This window comes from Moraxella sp. I5G (assembly GCF_055193055.1).
The window spans coordinates 29,343-50,328 of the sequence record NZ_JBUXLH010000015.1 but is presented as its reverse complement, the minus strand read 5'-3'; the positions used below and the strand labels follow the sequence as shown (position 1 = coordinate 50,328).

Genomic DNA, 20,986 nt, shown 5'->3' with positions numbered 1-20,986 from the left:
CGGCTTAATCATTGCCGTGTTTTTATTTATATTATTAATCAAATAAATCTTTAACATCATCTTTTAAACGGTCAAAAAATCCTTTTTTCTTGGCAGTTGCACCATTTTCACCGTGCAATGTTTTGGCAAACTGCTCTAACAAGGCTTTTTGCTCATCATTTAAATTGGTTGGTGTTTGTACGATAATTCGACAAATCAAGTCCCCCATCATATTTTCGCGTACCGTAGTTACACCTTTACCGCGCACTCGCAATAGTTTGCCACTTTGGGTTCCTGGGGCAATTTTAATTTTTAAACGACCATCTAGTGTTGGCACTTCCACTTCATCACCCAAAGCTGCAGTTGCAATATCAATTGGCACATCTAAGTGCAAATTCACACCGTCGCGCACAAAAATATCATGAGATCTTACTTGAATCTCTACATACAAATCGCCGTTTGGTGCGCCGGCATCTCCAGCATTGCCCTTGCCAACCAAACGCACACGGTCGCCATTATCCACACCAGCAGGAATAGATACTTCCAAGGTTTGAGATTTTTGCTGTTTTCCCTGTCCATGACAGTCCATGCAAGGATTTTTGATTTGCTTGCCCGTACCCTTACAATGTGGGCAGGTTTGCTGTACTACAAAAAACCCTTGCCCCATATGAACTTGACCATGACCGCCACAGGTAGTACAAGTTACAATATCAGCATCACTTTTTGCGCCTTTACCATGACAAGTTTGACAGATTACCAAACTATGATAAGTCACTTCCTTTTTGCAGCCCCTTACAGCCTCTTCTAAAGTTAAAGATACTCGCTGTAATAAGTCGCCGCCGCGACTGGCACGGCGTGAACTACCTCCACCAAAAAATTCAGAAAAGCCACTACTGCGACCACCACCAAAGGCGCTAAATATATCACTAAATATATCAGAATAATCACCGCCGCTAAAACCGCCAGAGCCGCTAAAACCGCCATTATTCATTGCTTGCTCAAACGTAGCATGCCCCATACGGTCATAAGCTGAACGTTTTTGGGCATCAGAAAGCACCTCATACGCCATGGTAGCTTCTTTAAATTTTTCTTCTGCTGTAGGGTCATCAGGGTTTTTATCGGGATGATATTTATTGGCAAGTCTGCGATAGGCTTTTTTTATCTCTTTTTCGTTGGCTGATTTATCAATACCTAAAACACTATAAAAATCTTTACTCATTTACAAAAATCCAAAAATCCAAAAATTGCCTTATTTATGGTGCTTTTATCATAATAATCAAGACTATTTTAAGGTCATTTTCCAACCTATAATTTTTGTAATTTCCAGATTATTTTTCTTTTTATTTGCAAGAATAATAATATTCTTGATTTTTATTTAGATTATTTATTTATAAAAATTTTTTAAGTATTTTAATATACTATCTGCTAAATAGTTTTTGAACATTACTTAATTACAAAGGTTGATAATTAAAAACAGTAGAATTTATTTAAAACACACCAGCAATGTATTTATTTTATGATTAACAGCTCAATAAAGTACATAAACCGCAGTTAAAAACTATGAGACTGATGATGCATATTTGTTAATTTCAAAAATTGACAGTTTAAAAGAAAAAAACAAAAGCCACCTTGTGTGGCTTTTGTCTATAAAGTAAATACTTTATAAATTATTGTCCGTCAGTAGTTTGAACAACGGTAGTTTCTTTGTTACCTTGGATAACAGCATATACACGACGGTTCATTGCACGACCTTCAGCAGTATCGTTTGGTGCTACTGGGCGGTCAAAACCATAACCTACAGCTGATAGACGGTTAGGAGCAACGCCAAATTCGTTTGCTAGAACAGACTTCACAGCATTAGCACGGGCTTCTGATAGACGTTGGTTGTAACGAGCATTTGAACGTTTTGAGTCTTTAGAAGCATGACCCTCAATCGCAGCAGTTGAGTTCGGGAACTCACGCATTTTTTCAGCAACTTTAGCGATTTCTTCACGGTATTGTGGTTTAACGTTAGACTTATTGTAATCAAAGAACACGCGAAGTTCCATACGTAGTTGTTCAATTTCAGTTACTTGTTGTGGGCAACCTTGAGCATCTACTACAACATTACGTGGAGTGCCTGGGCAAGCGTCTAAATGGTCAGCTACGCCGTCACCATCGCTATCCACAACTACATCTTCAACAACTTCAACAACTTCAGGAACAATTTGTTCAGGCTCTGGTTGTGGCTCGACAACAGGCACTGGTGCAACTGCAGGTTTTAAACGACCACCTAAAGTTACTTCAAGACCAGCTAGTGCTTGACCTTCCCATAGTTCATGATCGAAGTTATGAACACCACGCACTTCACCACGCACAGCAAGCGCATCATTAATTAGGTAGCGAGCGCCTAAACCTACATTACCAATGGTATCTTTTGATTTAGCAACTTCTGAACCTGCTGGGATAGTACCCGCTAGACCAGTTTGGGTTGTCTCACCAGCAGTGGTGGAATACTGAGCTTTGTTCTCAACGGTAGTTTTTTGCTGACCGCCACCAATAAGCACATAAGGTTTAAATTTACCATCAGTATAACCAGTGAACTGCTGCAAACCAACTAGGAAATTACCGCTCATATTTTCTTCTTTGGCATCAAAACGGTTAGTTGCATCATGGTTCCAAGAACGCTTAGAAGCACGAGCTTCAGTATCTGTGACGCCATACTCTATTTGAAATTGGGTAGATGGAGTTAGCTCAACACCCAAAGCAACACCAGTATATAGGTCGCTTTTTAAAGCAACGCCACCGTTGGGTGTAGGCGTTCCAGAAGGTGTAGGAGCACCGTCGGTTAAATCTTTACCAGTTTTAAACACGCCACGTTGTTTATCATGAGCTTCGTTAGTGTAAGTATAGCCAACCATTGGGGTAACAGTTACACCAGCAGAAGCGGCAGTAGCTGCAGCAGTGGCAAACACTGCAAGTGCGATTTGATTAAATTTCATAAAATTCTCCAAGAATAAGAAGTAGTTGAGTGAATATGCACCAAATTACCGTCTTTTATTCTAACATTAAACCTAAATATTTCCAACAAAAACATTAAAAATAGTTAGGATTTTTGGTAGATGTAGTCTAGCTTAACCATAAATTAAAAAATTTGCAACATTTATCTGGCGAAAAGATACAAGATATTACAAATATATTAATAAATGAGCATATTTTAATCAATTGTTACTTAAATCCGATAATTTATTTGCATTTTTATTATTTAATAAGACAATCAGCGATTACTATTTGCGTTTTGCAAAATGTCTTTCATGTCTTTTACTGCTTGAGCCAGTCCTACAAATACGGCATCGGCGATGATTGCATGCCCAATATTTAACTCATAAATTCCAACAATATCAGCAATTGCACTGACATTGTGTTTAGTTAATCCATGCCCTGCATTCACTAGTATATTGCTGTATTTTTTAGCATAAGCTGCTGCCTGTTTGATGCGCTCTAATTCATACTCCAGCGCTTCTTGATTATTTGCTAAGCTCGCCTGAGCATACGCACCCGTATGCAGCTCAATAGCATCAGCTTGCAATTCAATAGCCTTATTAATTTGAATAAAATCTGGATCAATAAATAAGGAAACTTTAATATGTGCCTGCTGTAGCTGTCTAATAAACTGCTGCAGATTTAACATCTCTGCTAATGAGGCAATATCTAGCCCGCCTTCAGTGGTTAATTCTGTACGTTTTTCTGGCACTAAACACACCCAATCTGGCTTAACATCCAAAGCAATAGCAAGCATTTCATCAGTTACTGCCATCTCAAGATTCATGCGGGTTTTGATGGCTTTTTTGATGGCATAAACATCAGCATCTTTGATATGACGTCTATCTTCACGCAAATGCAACGTAATGCCATCAGCACCTGCTTGTTCACATATCTTCACGCCCTCTACAGGACAGGGATAATCTGTGCCACGCGCGTTACGCAATGTGGCAATATGGTCAATATTGACACCAAGAAGTGGTGTGGTCATTTTTTATCCTAGCAATAATAATCTTAACAGATGATTAAATTAATATCCCAAACTCGTCAAAGCTCGTTCATCATCACTCCACCCTTTTTTAACTTTCACCCAAAGAGTAAGCATAATTTTGCGGTCAAAAAGTTTTTCCATATCAGTACGAGCTTCTATACCAATTTGCTTAATGCGACTGCCTTTATTGCCAATAATGATGGTTTTTTGACCTGCTCTTTCGACAAAAATTGTTGCATCAATAAATGTACAAGCACGTCGCCATTTACCCGTTTCTGGGTCTTTATGGGCAGGTTCGTCCTTAAATGCATCAATTTGCACAGTCAAATCATAAGGCACTTCTTCGCCTGATTGACGCATGATTTTTTCACGAATGATTTCACTAGCTAAAAAACGTTCACTTCTATCTGTAATTTGCTCTGGGTCAAAAATAGGTGGACGTTTTGGTAGATAACTTATAACAAGCTCTTGCAATCTATCTAAATTTTTTGCATGCAGCGCTGATACAGGGATGATGTCAGCAAATTCAAAACTTTGTTGGTACTCTTCTATGAGCGGCAACAGCTTATCCTTATCTTTGATGGTATCTGCTTTGTTGATTACCAAAATAATGGGTAAATCCGTTTGAGCTAATTTTTCTAAAGTTAATAAATCATCTTCTTTCCAATGCAATCCATCAACCACAAACAACACCAAATCCACATCGGATAATGCAGAAATTGCCGCTTTATTCATGCGTTCATTGATGGCTTTAACCTCTTTGGTGTGAATACCGGGAGTATCCACAAAGACAATTTGAGCTGATTCATCCGTTAAAATACCATGAATGCGATGACGAGTCGTTTGAGGTTTGCGCGATGTTATGGATAATTTTTGACCAAGCAAATGATTCATCAACGTGGATTTTCCCACATTGGGACGGCCCACAATTGCCACAAATCCCGACCGAAAATCATCAGCAATGTTTGTATTTGATGCGCCAAAAAAAGCATCAATGGTATTGTCATTTTGGTTTTCAGTCATAATTTCGCCTACAACTAATTAATGAAGAACCAATCAACTATCAGCATGATAAACAGATGATTGGCTAAATTCATTGATAAAAAAATAAATTATGCGGGTTTATATTTGATGGGATTTTCAAACATTAACATATTGAGCTGATTAATCATACGTTCAGCACATTTTTGTTCAGCAATTCGCCGTGATTCGCCTGTTTCAATAATTTTTGAACAGTCTTTCATCACTACAGTGCATTGTATCACAAAAGTTTGATCAGGAGCAGTGCCAATAGTATCCAACAATTCATAAGTTGGTAAAGGCAGTTTATTGGCTTGCAACCATTCTTGCAAACGAGATTTTGCATCCTTGAGTACTTTTTCTTTACCAACGGTAGAAATTTTATCCTTATACCACAATAAAATGATATCTTGCAAAACTTTGATGTCTTGGCAGTCTAGATAAATGGCTCCAATAATCGCTTCTACACAATCTGCCAAAATAGACGCTCGATGACGACCACCACCTTTTTGCTCTCCAATACCCAAAATCACATGATTAAACAATTGTAAATCTTGAGCAATTTCAACCAACGTCTCTTGACGCACCAGCGTTGCTCGCATTCTGGTTAATTTGCCTTCATCATAATTCGGATATTGATGAAATAAGGCTTTAGCAATCACCATACCTAAGAGTGCATCTCCTAAAAATTCCAGTCGTTCATAACTGTTTTTAGAATCATAAGAACGGTGTGTCAAAGCGCGTTTTAATAATTCCACTGATGAAAACTGATAGCCTATTGATTGTAAAAGATAAGGCAATCCTTGATAAAAATCAGTGAAATATGATGTAGAAGCATTCATAATTGAAGCATGTATTATTATTGATTAGATGATTTGTACCGTAATTTATAACTTATTAATTATTGGAAGTAGAAGTTGTGGCTGCTGGCGCAATCTCTTTTTCAAAGCGGGTTACAATAAATGTATTGCCATAGAAATTGCGCTCAACAGAATAATGGCTTTTTACTGCCAGCGCGCCAGGAGTTTTATTAGTGATGATAAGCATTTCTTCAGGTTTATCAGTATAGTTGGCATTAATACTCATTTGACGACTTAAATTATTAAAAAACTCTTTCTCAGTTCTTTTAGCAGCGTTTGCGTTTGCCAATTCTTGAGCAACTAATTTTGTAAATTGATAATCCCCAATATAGGCAGGAATTGCTCCAATTGCCAAACGCATTAAAAGTCCTAATGCAATCACGCCTAAAACAATAGTGGTAACACTAGCACCGCGTTGATTAGATGGTAGTTGTCTCATAATAAACTCATCATTTATTCTAATATAAATTCGTTATTCTACCATCTATTTTTTTGAGATAATACCTTGTTTAACCAAAAGAAACAATTTGTACTTTTAATCAGTCAATTTTACCCACTCGCCCAAAACTTGGTATTGATAAACCTTCATTTTTATGCATCCAAATGTAACTTGCTCGCCCTGCTAGATTTTTTTCTGGAACCAATCCCCAATAGCGACTATCTTCGCTGCGGTCACGATTATCACCCATCACAAAATAATGACCCTCAGGAACAGTGATTTGCCATTTGGTTTGACTGTTGACTGCGGATTCTTTTGCGATAAACTGAGGAACATAATCAAGCACTTCTTTTAAATAACGCACCTTATAACTGTGTTCACCCAGTTTTTCTTGATAGTAGTTAGCATTTTGTTCTTCGGTTCGTCCAAAATGACTGCGTTCATCATCTGTTAAGCGGTGCTGACCAATTTGTCTTTGAAACAAGGTATCTTGCAAGGCTTGAGGCATTTGATAATCTGCTAATGTAGTTTCAACTTTTGTACCATTGATTGTCAGCACACCATTATCAAACGCCACAGTATCGCCCGGCAAACCAATCATGCGTTTGATGTAATAGCGTTTTTCATTTAAAGGATAACGAAAAACCACCACATCACCATGTTTTGGCGAACCGGTGCTTAAAATCTTAGTATGCGTTAAAGGCAGTTTTAGACCATAAGACGCCTTATTCACCAAAATAAAATCGCCCGTATACAACGATGGCACCATAGACGATGATGGAATATTAAATGGTTCTACTACAAAAGAACGTACCAACAAAATAATCAATAAAATTGGTAAATATTCATACGCCCAACGCACTAGTAATGGTTCTTTAGGCAATATTTTGTCAACACCACCTTGAGCATGAATTAAACTTTGGCGAGCTTGTTGATAAGCAACATTTAAATTTTTAAGCGATTCGGGGGTATGCTCATGAACAATAAATTCATCAGGTGCTGGTGCGTGTCCAGTTTTTACTAAAGCATCGCTAAATTCTTTTTTGGTTTTTTCTAGGTGGCTATTTGCCAAATCAATCAATTGAGAATGTTGATTGACTAATTTATGTTTTTTTAAAATAAACTTATCAATAAGCCACGCAAAAAGCAGTACCAATGTTGCAGGCACAAGGATAAGATTTAAATCAAATTCCACCAAATACTCCTAAAATAACTATAAAGCAATCAAAAAACTAAAAATCAGCAAAAATACAAATGCTTTTTTATTGTAACTGATGATTCTTATACAAACATCACCTCGTTGTTATTTTTTAATAAAAAAACATCCCCGCGTTTTTATCAACGCAATCAATCATCTACTTTTAGCACTGCCAAAAACGCCTCTTGTGGAATTTCAACACTACCTACTTGCTTCATACGTTTTTTACCTGCTTTTTGTTTTTCAAGGAGTTTCTTTTTGCGACTCACGTCCCCACCATAACATTTTGCCAAAACGTCTTTACGCATAGCTTTAACAGTAGAACGTGCGATAATCTGACTGCCAATGGCGGCTTGAATTGCCACATCAAACATTTGACGAGGAATTAACTCCTTCATCTTCTCAACCAATTGATTACCACGACGGCGAGCGTGTTCTTGATGGCAAATCATCGCCAGCGCATCAACTTTTTCGCCATTAATCAACACATCCACACGTGATAATTTATCAGCCTGATATCGTTCAAAACCATAATCTAAAGATGCAAAACCACGACTGGCAGACTTTAATTTATCAAAAAAGTCCATCACCACCTCGCCCATTGGAATATCAAACACCACCTGAACTTGGCGCGCCATAAATTTCATATCCACTTGCACACCACGCCGTTCAATCGCAAGCGTGATTACACTACCTAAATATTCTTGAGGGACTAAAATATGACAACGTGCAATTGGTTCACGAAATTCTTGAATGATGCCAGCATCTGGTAATTTTGATGGATTATCTACATATACCGTTTCGCCATTCTTCTTAACAATTTCATAAATCACCGAAGGAGCGGTCGTAATCAAATCAAGGTTATATTCTCGCTCCAAACGCTCCTGAATGATTTCCATATGCAGCATACCCAAAAAGCCGCAGCGAAAACCAAAACCCAGCGCTTCAGACGTGTCTGGTTCAAAAAATAAAGCAGCATCGTTAATTTGCAGTTTTTGTAGAGCTTCACGAAACTTTTCAAAGTCGGATGAATCAATAGGAAACATACCTGCATAAACTTGCGGGGTTACTTTTTTAAAACCAGGAATATTGGCAACTTCTGGGGTCTTGGCAAGAGTGATGGTATCGCCAACAGGAGCTCCTTGAATGTCTTTGATGCCAGCGATGATAAAACCAACTTCACCGGCTTTTAAAATACCTGTTTCCAAGGATTTTGGAGTAAATACACCGATACTGGTTACCAAGTGATGTTCACCGGTAGATTTGATATAAATTTTATCACCTGTTTTTACCTGCCCTTCTCGCACACGTACCAAAGAAACTACACCAAGATAATTATCAAACCATGAATCGATAATCAATGCTTGCAAAGGTGCATCACGGTCGCCGGTTGGAGCAGGAATTTTTTCAACCAAAACCTGTAAAAGTTCGTCAATACCCAAACCTGTTTTAGCAGAAACTTTAGGCGCATCAGTAGCTTCTATACCAATAATATCTTCAATCTCTTCAATAACGCGTTCTGGTTCTACCTGCGGTAAGTCAATTTTATTTAAAACTGCCAATACTTCAAGTCCTTGCTCTACAGCGGTGTAACAGTTTGCTACAGATTGGGCTTCAACACCTTGAGCGGCATCAACAACAAGCAACGCTCCTTCACACGCCGCCAAAGACCGAGAGACTTCATAGGAAAAATCAACGTGCCCAGGTGTATCAATAAAATTAAGCTGATATTTTTGACCATTTGGGTGATTGTAATACAACGTAACCGATTGAGCTTTAATGGTAATGCCGCGCTCTCTTTCAATATCCATGCTGTCTAATACTTGAGCCTGCATTTCACGGTCAGATAAACCGCCACAGACCTGAATGAAGCGGTCAGCTAGCGTGGATTTACCATGGTCAATATGAGCAATAATAGAAAAGTTACGAATATTGGCAAGTTCGGTCATAGGAATTATAAATCAAGATAAATAAACCCGTTATTCTAGCAGTTTTTTTATCAAAAAAATATAATCATCACCTAAAAGCAATAAATAATTATATGTATATTTATAAATCGTTTGTTTGATTAAGCAGTTAGCAAACTAATGATGTAATTACTCTTTTAAATAGTCTGCAATCCAAGGCGAATGCCCATAAAAAGAACCATTAAGCTGAGTTTGTTGTATAAGATATTCGCGAAATTGCAAATAAAATTCATAATCGGGTGGTGTGGGGTTTTGCCAAAATTCATCCAAAGGTTTTTGGTCAGTAATACCTTTGATGTCATAAAGAGCTTTACCCATAGTTTTGGTAGGTTTTTTATGATAGACCGATTGCAGTCCTGTGGTGCTATTAATTGTAACCATACCAAGACTTGCTCGAATCAGACTTGGTAGATGCATATCACAGCCATAAAAGACACGTTGTGATACATCTAACTTATTTGCTAATTTGGCAATAAAATAAGTATAATCTCTATGCCCTCTATCTAGTGGGTGATGTTTAAAAACAATTGTGGTATTTTTTGGCGCAAAATGAGCAAAGGATGTCAAAACCTCTTCAATAAACGCCTCAACATTTTTATAATGACTGTGGTGTGTAATTTGAGAATCATTATGTACCTGCAAACTCACTAAATAAAAATTTTTTTGTTGGATTAATTTTTCTTCCAAGCGTTTATCTGGCAACAATCGAACCACTTTTCTAACCAATGCCACAAGCCACGCCCAAAATTCTCGAAAAATAGTGAGTCCTCGATAATGCTGATAATGCGGGTAAAACCATTGTCCAAAAAATACCAAAATATAATAAATAAGTGCGGACAAACATAATAAATAAAACCGATTGGCGGTATATTTTGGTTTTTCAATTGATTTGTTTAGCGTATGAATGTATTTTGCATCTAATTGCGAATAACCATTAATTCCATTTTGTTCTAATGTAATATAATCAGGACGCAAATAACCTTCCTCAAAAACAAAAAAAGCAATATTTAATTTTTGACAAATTGTCTTTGCAATTTCATGATAAGGTCGACAATCATTAAAACAAACAACAGCTTGTATGTCGTATTTATGAATGATTGCCTGTATATAATTGTCAAAATCCTTTACTCGTCCTCGATAATTACTCATGTGTTTTTTATGACAATAAAAAAAAGCATCACCTAAATTAAAATTAATTTTATGAACGTATTTATTTTTACTTATCAAAAAACTGGCAAAACGACAAAAAAAAGTTCCCATTTTACCTTGCAATAATAAGATATTTTTATGCTTTAGAAGATTATCCATGGAAACTGTCATAACGCACCATCATAATTACATTTAAATTTATTTATTTGGTTTTTTGATCCAAATTTACTATTATTTGTAAGTCATTTGATATTTGTAAGTCATTTGATAATAAATATTAGTATGATTTATTGCTTTTTTGTGATGTATCGGCGAAACTGCATAAATTTAGTTTTTACTTTTCTAATTGATTTTTGAGCAAAATTTTGCTTAGGTTTGTCATTGTTATATAAAAATTCAATCGTTTGTTCTGGCGTTGCTAGACCATAACCATGGGGTAGATGATATAATGGGTAATCAATCAATGTGGCAAAAATCAATTCTTCTATGGTTAAAGGACTGCGTTTTCGCCGATTAAACACAGCTTGTCTTTCTGCATGATTGTATTTAACATCATCAACGTCTTCTGTCAAACCAAAGCCTGCATAAAATGGCAAGCCATAACACACCACATTAAGACCTCGCACCAAAGCCTCAAAACCCGTTAACGAGCTGATAGTATGCACTTTATCACACTCACCTAATAACGACAGACATTCTGATATAGCAATATCTTGAGCAATAACGTCAGCACACTGCAGCGCATCCAAAGCAACTTCTCCAACACGTAGTCCTGCTTCAACATCAGGGTGTGGCTTGTAAATCACGATGTCATTAGGATAAATTTGGCGTACTTTGGTTAATAATTCACCATTTGTTTGTACACAACTTAAAGAATTTTGTACAGACGCATCGTCTTCTACTTGTCCAATAACTAAATGAATGGAGCAATTTTTTTGCTGTTTTAATTGATTAATTTTTTCAAAAAATTGTTGATCATTATGACCTACATTATATTTACTAACGCCATTTTTTAATAATGATTCTTTTAATCTATTTGCTCGTTCTTTTTGTTCATCAGATAACCAAATATTAACCAGAATATTTTCCAATTTTGAAGGTTCATTAGCATCGTAATAGATACCAATATCATCAAGCACAACTGAAACTGGCTCTAATAATGTTGCACCCAAACCATTTGAACGAATAAACCCATCTTCCATACAAAAAATTTTATGGGGTAATTTATGATTGATGTGGTGTAATTTTTGTTTTAATATTTTTTTATTTTTTTGACCCCAAACAATATAATTCCAATTATCATCAAAAGCCCGAAAAGATAATTCTTTATTATCCATTTTTTGAGTACGTTTTTGGTATAAATCATCGCACCAAAATAATTTTATTTTTTTTGATTTTATTTTTAAATAATTATCTGGAAAATCAATAAAACCTTTGATAAAACTTTTTTTCCAACCACTGATTTGATAAGCCAAAAGATGACCTGAAAACTGAATCTGAGTATCTCGGTTTAATGCCAAATATTCTATAACTTCATCAATATCACAAGGCTTTTGAGTAGCTGGATTGGCATAATGGCTATATTGGATATAAGAGGCATAAAATAACTGATGGATGTCTGGGTTTTTATCCCCTAATTTTTGATAATGTAATTGCGTATCTTGATATAATTTTTTATTTAAAATAAAACTATCATCAGTCAGACCAAAACCACTATACCAATTTACCCCAAAGCAATAAACTTGTTTTTTTAATAATAATGCTTCAAATCCCATATGGGAGCTGACTGTATAAACCTTATCTACTTGATTTAATAAAGCTATTGGATTTACATTCTGTTTTATAATATGAATTTTTTTATCATCAATATTATCACGTTTTAAATGGTTTTTTGCACGATGAGATAATTGGTGATTGCTGGTTAAGACTCCTTTACCAGCTGGATGTGATTTTATCCAAATCGCTGACTGAGGATTGTCTTTGATGGCACAAGATAGCATTTGATAAAAATTGTCATCAACAGCGCCCGCTCCAGCGATAGAAGCATCATTAGATACTTGATCAACTACTAAAATATGATTACATGAATCATTTAATGGTTCATTTGATAATTCATTTAAGTTGGGAGCAAATAATGTATGATTGTATTTTGATAACTGCTTATCAATAATTTTTTTTATATAATATTGGCTTTTTTGACGTTTTGTTTCATTCCATGTTTTTATGGTTTGAAAAATCATGGTTTGCAAATCATTTGATTGGTTTAAATCAAAATAAATGCCTGTTTTATCCAAAACAAAACTTGCCCCATAACAACTTTGAGTACCGCTGTCCAATGAACGCAAAAAACCATCTTCTACTGTATATAAAGGCAGATTTAACTGCTTAGCAAGCTTATCCGCTTTTTGACGACTCTTTTTTTGTCCCCAAGCCAAAACAGCTTGATTGTATTTAGATTGAGAATATGAATTGTAATGAGAAATATTTGCTTTTAATGCTAAAGTCAGTAGGCGGTTATTGTGTAAAATGCCTTTAGTAGCAACAAGATAACTCACTGATGATGGGTTTTGCATAAAATCTTAACATACAAATAAATAAATCATTATACATGAGATTTCTATGATAACAAAATTGCTCTATTTTTACAGGATAAATTAACTGCATCATAAAATATTTAAAATGAACAACTGCCAGTTAGTTATATTAATTTTTTTAATTCGCTGTCAGATAATTGTTTAATTGTATCAATTCTTCTTTCATAATGATACATATGTCGAACTGAACGAATAATTAAATACAAAGAGAAAATCACTAAAATGATATTTAATATCATAACTGCCAAGAAAAGCGCCCAAACCTCAGTTACGTTATACAATTTTGAAGTAGCAATCAATAAACTGCTAATACTCAAAGGCAATGCCAAAATTGCAATGCCGATACGCATGACTGACAATGCAGTACGTTTTTCGGCAAGTAGTAACTGAATTTGGTTGATGTGTAAAATTTCTTTTGGATTGACTTGGTTGGATGATGACATGTTTTTCCTCTTTATTTGCAATGCAGCTCATCCATGGTAATTTTACTATAAATATCGCTACAATGATTGATAACTAATTGTAAATTAATACTATTTTTCTATATTACACAATTTTTTAATAAAAAATTAAGAGCTGTATTGATGAGTGTGTAGTATAAATTATTTTTATTTTATACAGTTATAATACGAGTAAATAATATTTAAAACCACTCAATTTTTATCGCACAACTTAAAATAGCTTTTTATTTTCAAAAAAAAGAAAAATTACACCAAATGATGATTTTTTGCTAAACTAAAATTTTGTTTTAGATGCGTAAAATTATGGCTTATTGCATGCAATGCGGTCAAAGTGCCGTAAAAAAGATTCCCAATGGTGACACCAAAATGCGTTTGGTATGTGAACATTGTGGTTTTATTCATTATGAAAACCCTAAAATGGTTTGTGGGGTTTTAGCAGTACACAGTGACAAGATTCTTTTGTGTCGCCGCGCCATTGAACCTAGGTACGGTTTTTGGACACTGCCTGCAGGTTTTATGGAGATTGGTGAAACCATGAAAGACGGAGCAATCCGCGAAACTTTAGAAGAAGCAAATGCCATAGCAATCAATGCAAAACTTTATTGTCTTTTTGATATTCCAGAAATTGGTCAAATTCACGCCATGTATTTGGCAAATCTAGCTGATGGACGTTTTGGGGTGGGAGCAGAAAGTTTAGAAAGCCGTTTGATGGATTTTGATGAAATTTCCAACATCGGTCTAGAAAACATTGCCTTTAAGACCGTCAGCCAAACTATCTGTTTATATCAAAACGATAAAGAAAACTTAATTCGTCAAGGAAAAAATGCAGATGATTTTAATTTATATCCTCTGCATGAAATTTGTATCTTAGATTATAAATAAGTAATTACGAAATAAGGGTAAATAAATTTACCCTTATTTCATATAGTTGACTTATTTGATCAATGCGTTAAATCCAATCTTTGAGTTTGGCAGCACGTTATACCTTGACTGGTCATCTCAAAACTAACCATCAAATCCCAATCAGGTATAAAAAGCCAGTAACAAAATTGACAATAATGAATTTGCAACTCATTCAGGCGATGAATGATATTTTGCTTGCTACACCCAATCAGTTTTATCGTAACTTCACCTTGAGAAAACACCTGTGGTCGCATATTATTCCTTGACATCATTTGATGGATTATTATCCATAGTTTTGGCGGCTGAACCGATAATTGGCTTTGGTTGTTTTTGTGTGTTTTGATGCGCATCTTTTGCGCCAAGCTCATACCAATTAATATTTCTAGTAATGTACATTACCAGCGCAATCAACACAAAACAAAATACAGCGCCCAAAATTAAATTAAAGCTATTAGAAGATAAGACCACATAAAATACGCCATAAAGAGATGCAACAATCGCAGAAAAAAACACTCCGCGTTTTTTGGTACTTAACACATAAGATGTGTACCAGCCAAGTAGCCCAACACAGCTTGCTGCAGCAATCAAATAAGCTAAGGCAAACGTTACATATTCTGCCAATGATAGCAAAAGTACATAAAACACTAGTAAAGCACTGGCGACCAAGCCGTATTGCACAGGATGAATGCGCAATCCTTTAATCGTCTCAAACAAAAAGAATGTACCAAATAAAATCAGTACCAACAGCAAAGCGTATTTAATAATGCGTTCGGTTTGAATGTAGGTGTCTGTTGTTTGCACAAAAGACGTACTTAACAGCTCATAATTGTTTTGTTCAAGTTCAAAATCTGGACATTTTTCATTATCTTTTAAGCAACTAAGTAGTGAATTTTCATTTTTCTGAGCAATAAAGCCTGCCTGCCAAAATGAATTAAATCCTTGATTTGTAAGATTTTTTTGAACTGGCAATGCACCGCCAAAAAACTTTGGTTCATTCCAATTACTTTTTAAACTGGCAGTAAAATTATCACCTAAAGGTATGGTGTGAATGCTATCAATACCAGCAACTGAAAGTTTTAGCTCGGTTGTAAGTAGTTTTGGGTTTTGAGTTAAATTTTGAGCCAGCAGTTCACTTAAATCTGCTTCCAGATATGCAAAAGGCAGTTTGCCATCATTGACAAATTTTACAGGATATGTTTTTTCGCCAATTATCACTTCATTTGGTTGAACCCCACGCAAATCACTTACAGCAATCACCAAGGATAGTTTTTTGATAGTGTTTTTATTTTCTTTGGTTTGGGTGTTGGATTTAGTTTCAAACAAACGTTCATTACTTTTAATAGCGGTTTGTGTTCTATCAGTAGGATTTTGATTACTAACTTCTTTGACAGCTTGTGATGTATTTGATAAAAGCTTAGTAGCCTTATCAAAACCTTTTAGATTAAAATTTTGCGTCATAGTAAACTGACCGTTATAGCTGATAGCATGATAAATGCCACGATGATATTCATCTTGGCTAACACTTGTCAGCATATCAATGTTGCTACTATCAGCAAACAGAACCTGATTGTTATTCTGATTTTGTAAAAGCAAAAAAGGTGTCATCACATATTGCTCACGCACATGAGTTTCTTTGATATCATCCATAACACTTTTATGGTAGTATTTGCGTTCACTAATGAGCATGGAAATCATTCCAAGCCCAATGACAAATAAAAAACATAGCGCTGCAATGATTACAATTTTGGTCATAACTGAGTCTTTCATTTGCTACCCTTGTCGTTTAATCAAATTTTTCTTATCATAAAAAACATTTATGGAAAAATGATGGAAAAAAGCAGGCAAATGATGGATTTTTTGTGAAAATTTGCTAAGTTTTTTAAACCTTATGCACGCGGGTGATATTCTTCATGCAAACTTTGCAGGCGAGCCGTGGCAACATGGGTGTAAATTTGTGTGGTGGATAAATCACTGTGTCCAAGCAAAAGCTGAACACTTCGTAAATCTGCTCCATGATTGAGCAAATGAGTAGCAAAAGCATGGCGCAATGTATGTGGCGAGACACTGACATGAATCTTGGCAAGTTTGGTGTATTTTTTGATTAAATGCCAAAAATTATGCCTTGTCATATAACCACCTTGCTCAGTCAAAAACAATGCCTGACAATCAACTTTTCCCACAGGTAAAAATTCATGACGATGCGTTAAATATTGATTGATAGCATCAATAGCATACTCACCCAGTGGAATCAGACGCATTTTATTGCCCTTACCGGTAATTTGTAGCCAGCCTGCATTAAGATTGAGTTCAGCAAATGACAAATTTACCAATTCTGATACCCGAAGCCCACATGCATACATCACCTCAAGCATCGCCTTATCTCTCATGCCTAATGTGGTAGTAATATCAGGAGTGTTTAGCAGATTAGTTACATCACTTTCTGATAAGGTCTTTGGTAAGGGTTTACCAATTTTTGGGTTTTTGATATGTTCACATGGATTATCTTCTCGCACGCCTTCACCAACCAGCCATAAAAAAAACTGACGCAAACTTGCCAAAACGCGCGCTTGAGTACGGGGGGATTTTTCTTGGCTTTGAAAATAATCCAAACAAGCAACAATATCGCTTTCTTGCCATGTTGGTAACGGTTTTTTGGTACTTGCCATACACAAACGTAAATCGCGAATGTAGGCATTTCTAGTGCGCGTCGCCAATCCCCAAGCTAGCATATTGATGCGAAATTCGGTTAAAAATTCAGGGTCATTATCGGTGGTAGTTAGGCTTGGTAAGCGTGGTTTAGTGGCTCGGGTTTTACTCATAGTAATTTATTTTGGTGAAATTTTAAAATATTCCTAAGCTATCACTGCTTTTGCTGTTTTGTCAAGAAATCTTCTATTAAAGCCATGCTATAATGAGCAACTTTCTAGAATTTATATTCATGGTTTATTTATGATAAATCTTGTTGCAGTATCAAAAACATTTTATACCAAAAAGGCAAACAAAATACATAAATTTACTGCTGTTCACCCTACCAATTTGACTGTGAACGCTGGTGAAATTTTTGGTATTATTGGTGCATCTGGCGCAGGTAAATCTACCTTAATTCGCTGCGTCAATTTATTGGAACGCCCAACTGGTGGACAGGTATTTGTTGATGGTGTGGAATTAACCACTTTATCTGATGCAAAATTAATCCATGAGCGTCGTAAAATCGGCATGATTTTTCAACATTTTAATTTATTACATTCTCGCACTGTTTTTGACAATGTAGCGTTACCATTAGAATTATCAAACACACCCAAACAGCAAATTTACAATAAAGTTTCTAAACTTTTAGATTTGGTTGGATTATCTGAACGTCATCAAGCATACCCTGCCAATTTGTCGGGAGGTCAAAAACAACGTGTCGCTATTGCTCGTGCTTTGGCATCCGACCCTAAAGTTTTATTGTGTGACGAAGCAACCAGCGCCTTAGACCCTGCCACCACTAAAGCAATTTTGACTTTATTAAAAAAAATTAACCGAGAACTGGGCATTACCATTTTGCTCATCACTCATGAAATGGATGTGGTCAAGCAAATCTGCGATAAAGTAGCCGTTATTGATAAAGGCGTTTTGGTCGAACAAGGTATGGTTGGGGAAATTTTTGCCAATCCAAAAACTACTCTTGCCAAAGCGTTCATTCGTTCAACATTTCATGTTAATTTACCTGATGAATTTACCCAAAAACTATCATCTACGCCAACCAGCAGCCCTGTGATTAAATTTGAATTTACAGGCAATTCAGTAGATAAACCGCTGTTTTCTAAAGCTAGTAAAGAGTTTGGAGTGGAGTTTAATATTTTGACTTCACAGATGGATTATGTTGGCGGGGTCAAATTCGGATTTACAATTGCTCAAATCATAGGAAATCCTAATGACATTAAATTGGCACAAGATTTTTTAACAGAGCATCAAGTTGGTTTAGAGGTAATCGGCTATGTGGCATGAGCTTATTCAAAATTTTATCACAGAATTAACCCCGCAAATGTGGCAAATGGTTGGTAAATCCACCTTTGAAACTGTGTATATGGGTCTTGCTTCTACAATAGTTGCCGCCTTGGTTGGATTACCTTTGGGTTTTTTAGCATTTTTAACAGGGTCTGGGCGTATTTTGCAAAACCCCAAATTATCCGCATTTTTAGATGTTGTGATTAATGTTGGGCGGTCGGTGCCATTTATTATTTTATTGATTATTTTACTGCCTGTAACGCGACTTTTGGTTGGCACAACACTGGGTACAACGGCTGCAATTGTACCACTTAGCGTAACTGCCATCCCCTTTGTAGCCCGTTTAACCGCCAACGCTTTAGCTGAAATTCCATCAGGATTGACCGAAGCCGCTCACGCTATGGGCGCAAGTAACTGGCAAATCATCAGTAAATACTATCTGCCTGAAAGTTTACCAATTTTAATCAATGCCATTACCTTGACGCTGGTAACACTGGTTGGTTATTCGGCAATGGCGGGTGTGGTTGGTGGCGGTGGCTTAGGCAATCTTGCCATTAGCTATGGTGAGCATCGTGGTATGGTTTACGTCAAATGGGTTTCTACTATCATCATCGTAGCGATTGTGATGATTTTTCAAAAATGTGGGGATGTTTTGGCACAAAAATTTGACCATCGTTAATGTATGATTTTAGCTTATGCCAAAAATAACTTAGCTTTTTTGAATTTTGATAAAAATTACATATTGAACTTATGATTTGTTTTATGTTTTAATATGGTATCTTTTTTTATTTTTTTGAGAATTTTTATGAAATTTAATCACTTTTTTGGTTTATGTGCCATTACCTCGGGGATTATTTTAGCAGGCTGTGATGCTAAAAATAACACAGCTGAAACCAAACCAGAAGCCAAGGCTCAAACCAATGAAGCAGCGGATGCAAAAACCGATGCTAAAGCTGAAGGCAAACCTGCTGGTGAAGAAAAAATTAAAGTTGGCGTAATGAGCGGTCCTGAGCATAAAGTTGCTGAAGTTGCCGCTAAAGTTGCTAAAGAAAAATATGGGCTTGTGGTGGAATACGTTGAATTTAATGATTACGCATTGCCAAATACTGCGGTATCTAAAGGCGATTTAGACGCGAACGCCATGCAACATAAGCCTTATTTGGACAAAGACAGCCAAGAGAAAAAATTGGATAACTTGGTGATTGTTGGCAATACATTTGTTTATCCATTGGCAGGCTATTCTAAAAAAATCAAACATGTTAATGAGTTAAAAGAAGGGGCGACCATCGCCGTGCCAAACGACCCATCAAATCTAGCTCGTGCTTTGATTTTGCTTGAAAAACAAGGGCTTATCAAATTAAAAGATAATACCAATTTATTCTCAACCTCTATGGATATTGTAGAAAACCCCAAAAAATTAAACATCAAAGAAGTAGATACTTCCGTTGCCGCTCGTGCGCTTGATGATGTGGATTTGGCAGTAGTAAACAATACTTATGCAGGGCAAGTGGGTTTAACGGCTAAAGATGGTGTTTTTGTTGAAGAAAAAGATTCACCTTATGTGAATATCATCGTTGCACGCGCTGATAACAAAGATAGCAAAGCAGTTCAAGACTTTGTTAAAGCTTACCAATCTGACGAAGTCGTTGCTGAAGCCAAAAAACAATTTCAAGAAGATGGTGTAGTGCAAGGCTGGTAGTAATTAACGGCGTTTACATCACTTAAATTAACCAAGACAAGATTTATTATCTTGTCTTTTTTTGATTTATCAGCCTTACAAATATTTTTCTATTTAAAAAAAATAAAACCATTGCAAATATAGGAATGGCTTTATTGTTATGAATGTTTAATAAAGATGATTGGAAAAATCCTAAGGCTTTTGGCGAATAACTAACCAGTAAATTTTTGGTTTGTTGGTAATGCTTAAGCATCATTTTATGGTTTTCTCGCCCAATGCCTGATTGTTTGTAATCGCCAAACGCCGCATGGGCAGGGTAAATGTGATGGCAGTTTGTCCAAGCGTCCTGCCTGTATTGCATGAACGTCTCACGAATAGGTTTGTCATTTTCCCAAGTCTCAGCAACTGCCAAAAGCTCCAAATTTGCCTCCAAACGGTCAGCAATTTTTAATAAAATATCTGCTCGTTTGGTGAGTGATGTTTTTACCCAGGCATCCTTTGCCTGATGGGCAGCATCTAACGCCAATTCCACATCTTTGGTAGTGGAGTCTACATCTTTTGCAAAAGATTTGCCATCAACAGGTGAAATATCATCAAAATATTTACCTAAAACCGAAGCGACCCCATTCGCCGCCGATAAAATTATCGTATTGGGTTTTAAAGTGAACTTTGCTTTGGAGTGTTGGGATTGGCATAACGCATAAAAACTTCCTTTTTTTGATGGTTAAGATAAGAA

Annotated in this window: 18 protein-coding genes and 2 pseudogenes; 4 read left to right on the top strand and 16 right to left on the bottom strand. The window is 36.1% G+C overall.

Annotated features, from left to right (window positions below):
- Positions 1-34 precede the first annotated feature (34 nt).
- The 11 genes from dnaJ to ACZBKJ_RS08495 all read right to left on the bottom strand — a co-directional run bounded on the left by dnaJ (position 35) and on the right by ACZBKJ_RS08495 (position 13,661).
- Positions 35-1,198: a molecular chaperone DnaJ gene (gene dnaJ, locus ACZBKJ_RS08545; RefSeq protein ID WP_463200612.1), complete on the bottom strand. Its 1,164-nt coding sequence runs from the start codon at positions 1,196-1,198 to the stop codon at positions 35-37.
- Positions 1,199-1,646: 448 nt separating this feature from the next.
- The gene (locus ACZBKJ_RS08540) at positions 1,647-2,960 is read right to left on the bottom strand and encodes an OmpA family protein (RefSeq protein WP_463200610.1); all 1,314 of its coding nucleotides are present in this window, start codon (positions 2,958-2,960) and stop codon (positions 1,647-1,649) included.
- 275 nt (positions 2,961-3,235) lie between these two features.
- On the bottom strand, positions 3,236-3,991 hold the full coding sequence (gene pdxJ / locus ACZBKJ_RS08535) for a pyridoxine 5'-phosphate synthase (protein ID WP_463200609.1): 756 nt from the start codon (positions 3,989-3,991) through the stop codon (positions 3,236-3,238).
- A gap of 39 nt (positions 3,992-4,030) precedes the next feature.
- Positions 4,031-5,014, bottom strand: coding sequence for a GTPase Era (gene era, locus ACZBKJ_RS08530; protein WP_463200607.1), 984 nt, complete (start codon positions 5,012-5,014; stop codon positions 4,031-4,033).
- An 89-nt stretch (positions 5,015-5,103) separates the two neighbouring features.
- On the bottom strand, positions 5,104-5,853 hold the full coding sequence (gene rnc, locus ACZBKJ_RS08525) for a ribonuclease III (protein WP_463200606.1): 750 nt from the start codon (positions 5,851-5,853) through the stop codon (positions 5,104-5,106).
- Between the two features lie 55 nt (positions 5,854-5,908).
- Complete coding sequence (locus tag ACZBKJ_RS08520) at positions 5,909-6,310, bottom strand: DUF4845 domain-containing protein (protein ID WP_463200604.1); 402 nt, start codon at positions 6,308-6,310, stop codon at positions 5,909-5,911.
- Positions 6,311-6,410: 100 nt separating this feature from the next.
- Positions 6,411-7,505, bottom strand: a complete 1,095-nt coding sequence (gene lepB / locus ACZBKJ_RS08515; protein ID WP_463200603.1) for a signal peptidase I — start codon at positions 7,503-7,505, stop codon at positions 6,411-6,413.
- A 152-nt stretch (positions 7,506-7,657) separates the two neighbouring features.
- Complete coding sequence (gene lepA / locus ACZBKJ_RS08510; RefSeq protein ID WP_463200602.1) at positions 7,658-9,457, bottom strand: translation elongation factor 4; 1,800 nt, start codon at positions 9,455-9,457, stop codon at positions 7,658-7,660.
- A gap of 147 nt (positions 9,458-9,604) precedes the next feature.
- Positions 9,605-10,795 carry a capsule biosynthesis protein gene (locus ACZBKJ_RS08505; RefSeq protein ID WP_463200600.1) on the bottom strand — a complete coding sequence of 397 codons (1,191 nt, stop codon included), beginning with the start codon at positions 10,793-10,795 and terminating at the stop codon, positions 9,605-9,607.
- 116 nt (positions 10,796-10,911) lie between these two features.
- Positions 10,912-13,197, bottom strand: coding sequence for a capsular polysaccharide biosynthesis protein (locus ACZBKJ_RS08500; RefSeq protein ID WP_463200599.1), 2,286 nt, complete (start codon positions 13,195-13,197; stop codon positions 10,912-10,914).
- A 125-nt stretch (positions 13,198-13,322) separates the two neighbouring features.
- Positions 13,323-13,661 carry a hypothetical protein gene (locus tag ACZBKJ_RS08495; protein WP_463200597.1) on the bottom strand — a complete coding sequence of 113 codons (339 nt, stop codon included), beginning with the start codon at positions 13,659-13,661 and terminating at the stop codon, positions 13,323-13,325.
- 321 nt (positions 13,662-13,982) lie between these two features.
- Between ACZBKJ_RS08495 and ACZBKJ_RS08490 the strand changes: the two genes are divergently transcribed.
- Complete coding sequence (locus tag ACZBKJ_RS08490) at positions 13,983-14,561, top strand: NUDIX hydrolase (RefSeq protein ID WP_463200596.1); 579 nt, start codon at positions 13,983-13,985, stop codon at positions 14,559-14,561.
- Positions 14,562-14,620: 59 nt separating this feature from the next.
- Here ACZBKJ_RS08490 and ACZBKJ_RS08485 read toward each other — a convergent pair whose 3' ends face one another.
- The 3 genes from ACZBKJ_RS08485 to xerD all read right to left on the bottom strand — a co-directional run bounded on the left by ACZBKJ_RS08485 (position 14,621) and on the right by xerD (position 17,401).
- Positions 14,621-14,836, bottom strand: a complete 216-nt coding sequence (locus ACZBKJ_RS08485; protein WP_463200595.1) for a hypothetical protein — start codon at positions 14,834-14,836, stop codon at positions 14,621-14,623.
- Between the two features lies 1 nt (position 14,837).
- On the bottom strand, positions 14,838-16,349 hold the full coding sequence (creD, locus tag ACZBKJ_RS08480) for a cell envelope integrity protein CreD (RefSeq protein ID WP_463200593.1): 1,512 nt from the start codon (positions 16,347-16,349) through the stop codon (positions 14,838-14,840).
- A 119-nt stretch (positions 16,350-16,468) separates the two neighbouring features.
- Positions 16,469-17,401, bottom strand: a complete 933-nt coding sequence (gene xerD, locus ACZBKJ_RS08475; RefSeq protein WP_463200592.1) for a site-specific tyrosine recombinase XerD — start codon at positions 17,399-17,401, stop codon at positions 16,469-16,471.
- 130 nt (positions 17,402-17,531) lie between these two features.
- Between xerD and metN the strand changes: the two genes are divergently transcribed.
- The 3 genes from metN (at position 17,532) to ACZBKJ_RS08460 (ending at position 20,271) form a co-directional block, all read left to right on the top strand.
- Positions 17,532-18,572 (top strand): methionine ABC transporter ATP-binding protein MetN, encoded by a 1,041-nt coding sequence (gene metN / locus ACZBKJ_RS08470; RefSeq protein WP_463200591.1) that lies wholly within the window; start codon positions 17,532-17,534, stop codon positions 18,570-18,572.
- Positions 18,562-19,251: a methionine ABC transporter permease gene (locus ACZBKJ_RS08465; protein ID WP_463200590.1), complete on the top strand. Its 690-nt coding sequence runs from the start codon at positions 18,562-18,564 to the stop codon at positions 19,249-19,251. The genes metN and ACZBKJ_RS08465 overlap by 11 nt, the downstream gene beginning before the upstream one ends.
- 126 nt (positions 19,252-19,377) lie before the next feature.
- A complete protein-coding gene (locus ACZBKJ_RS08460; protein WP_463200588.1) occupies positions 19,378-20,271 on the top strand; it encodes a MetQ/NlpA family lipoprotein in 894 nt (297 codons plus the stop codon).
- Between the two features lie 163 nt (positions 20,272-20,434).
- Here ACZBKJ_RS08460 and ACZBKJ_RS08455 read toward each other — a convergent pair.
- Positions 20,435-20,606, bottom strand: a pseudogene (locus tag ACZBKJ_RS08455) (aldehyde dehydrogenase family protein); the annotation flags it as partial.
- Between the two features lie 8 nt (positions 20,607-20,614).
- Positions 20,615-20,952, bottom strand: a pseudogene (locus tag ACZBKJ_RS08450) (aldehyde dehydrogenase family protein); the annotation flags it as partial.
- Positions 20,953-20,986 lie beyond the last annotated feature (34 nt).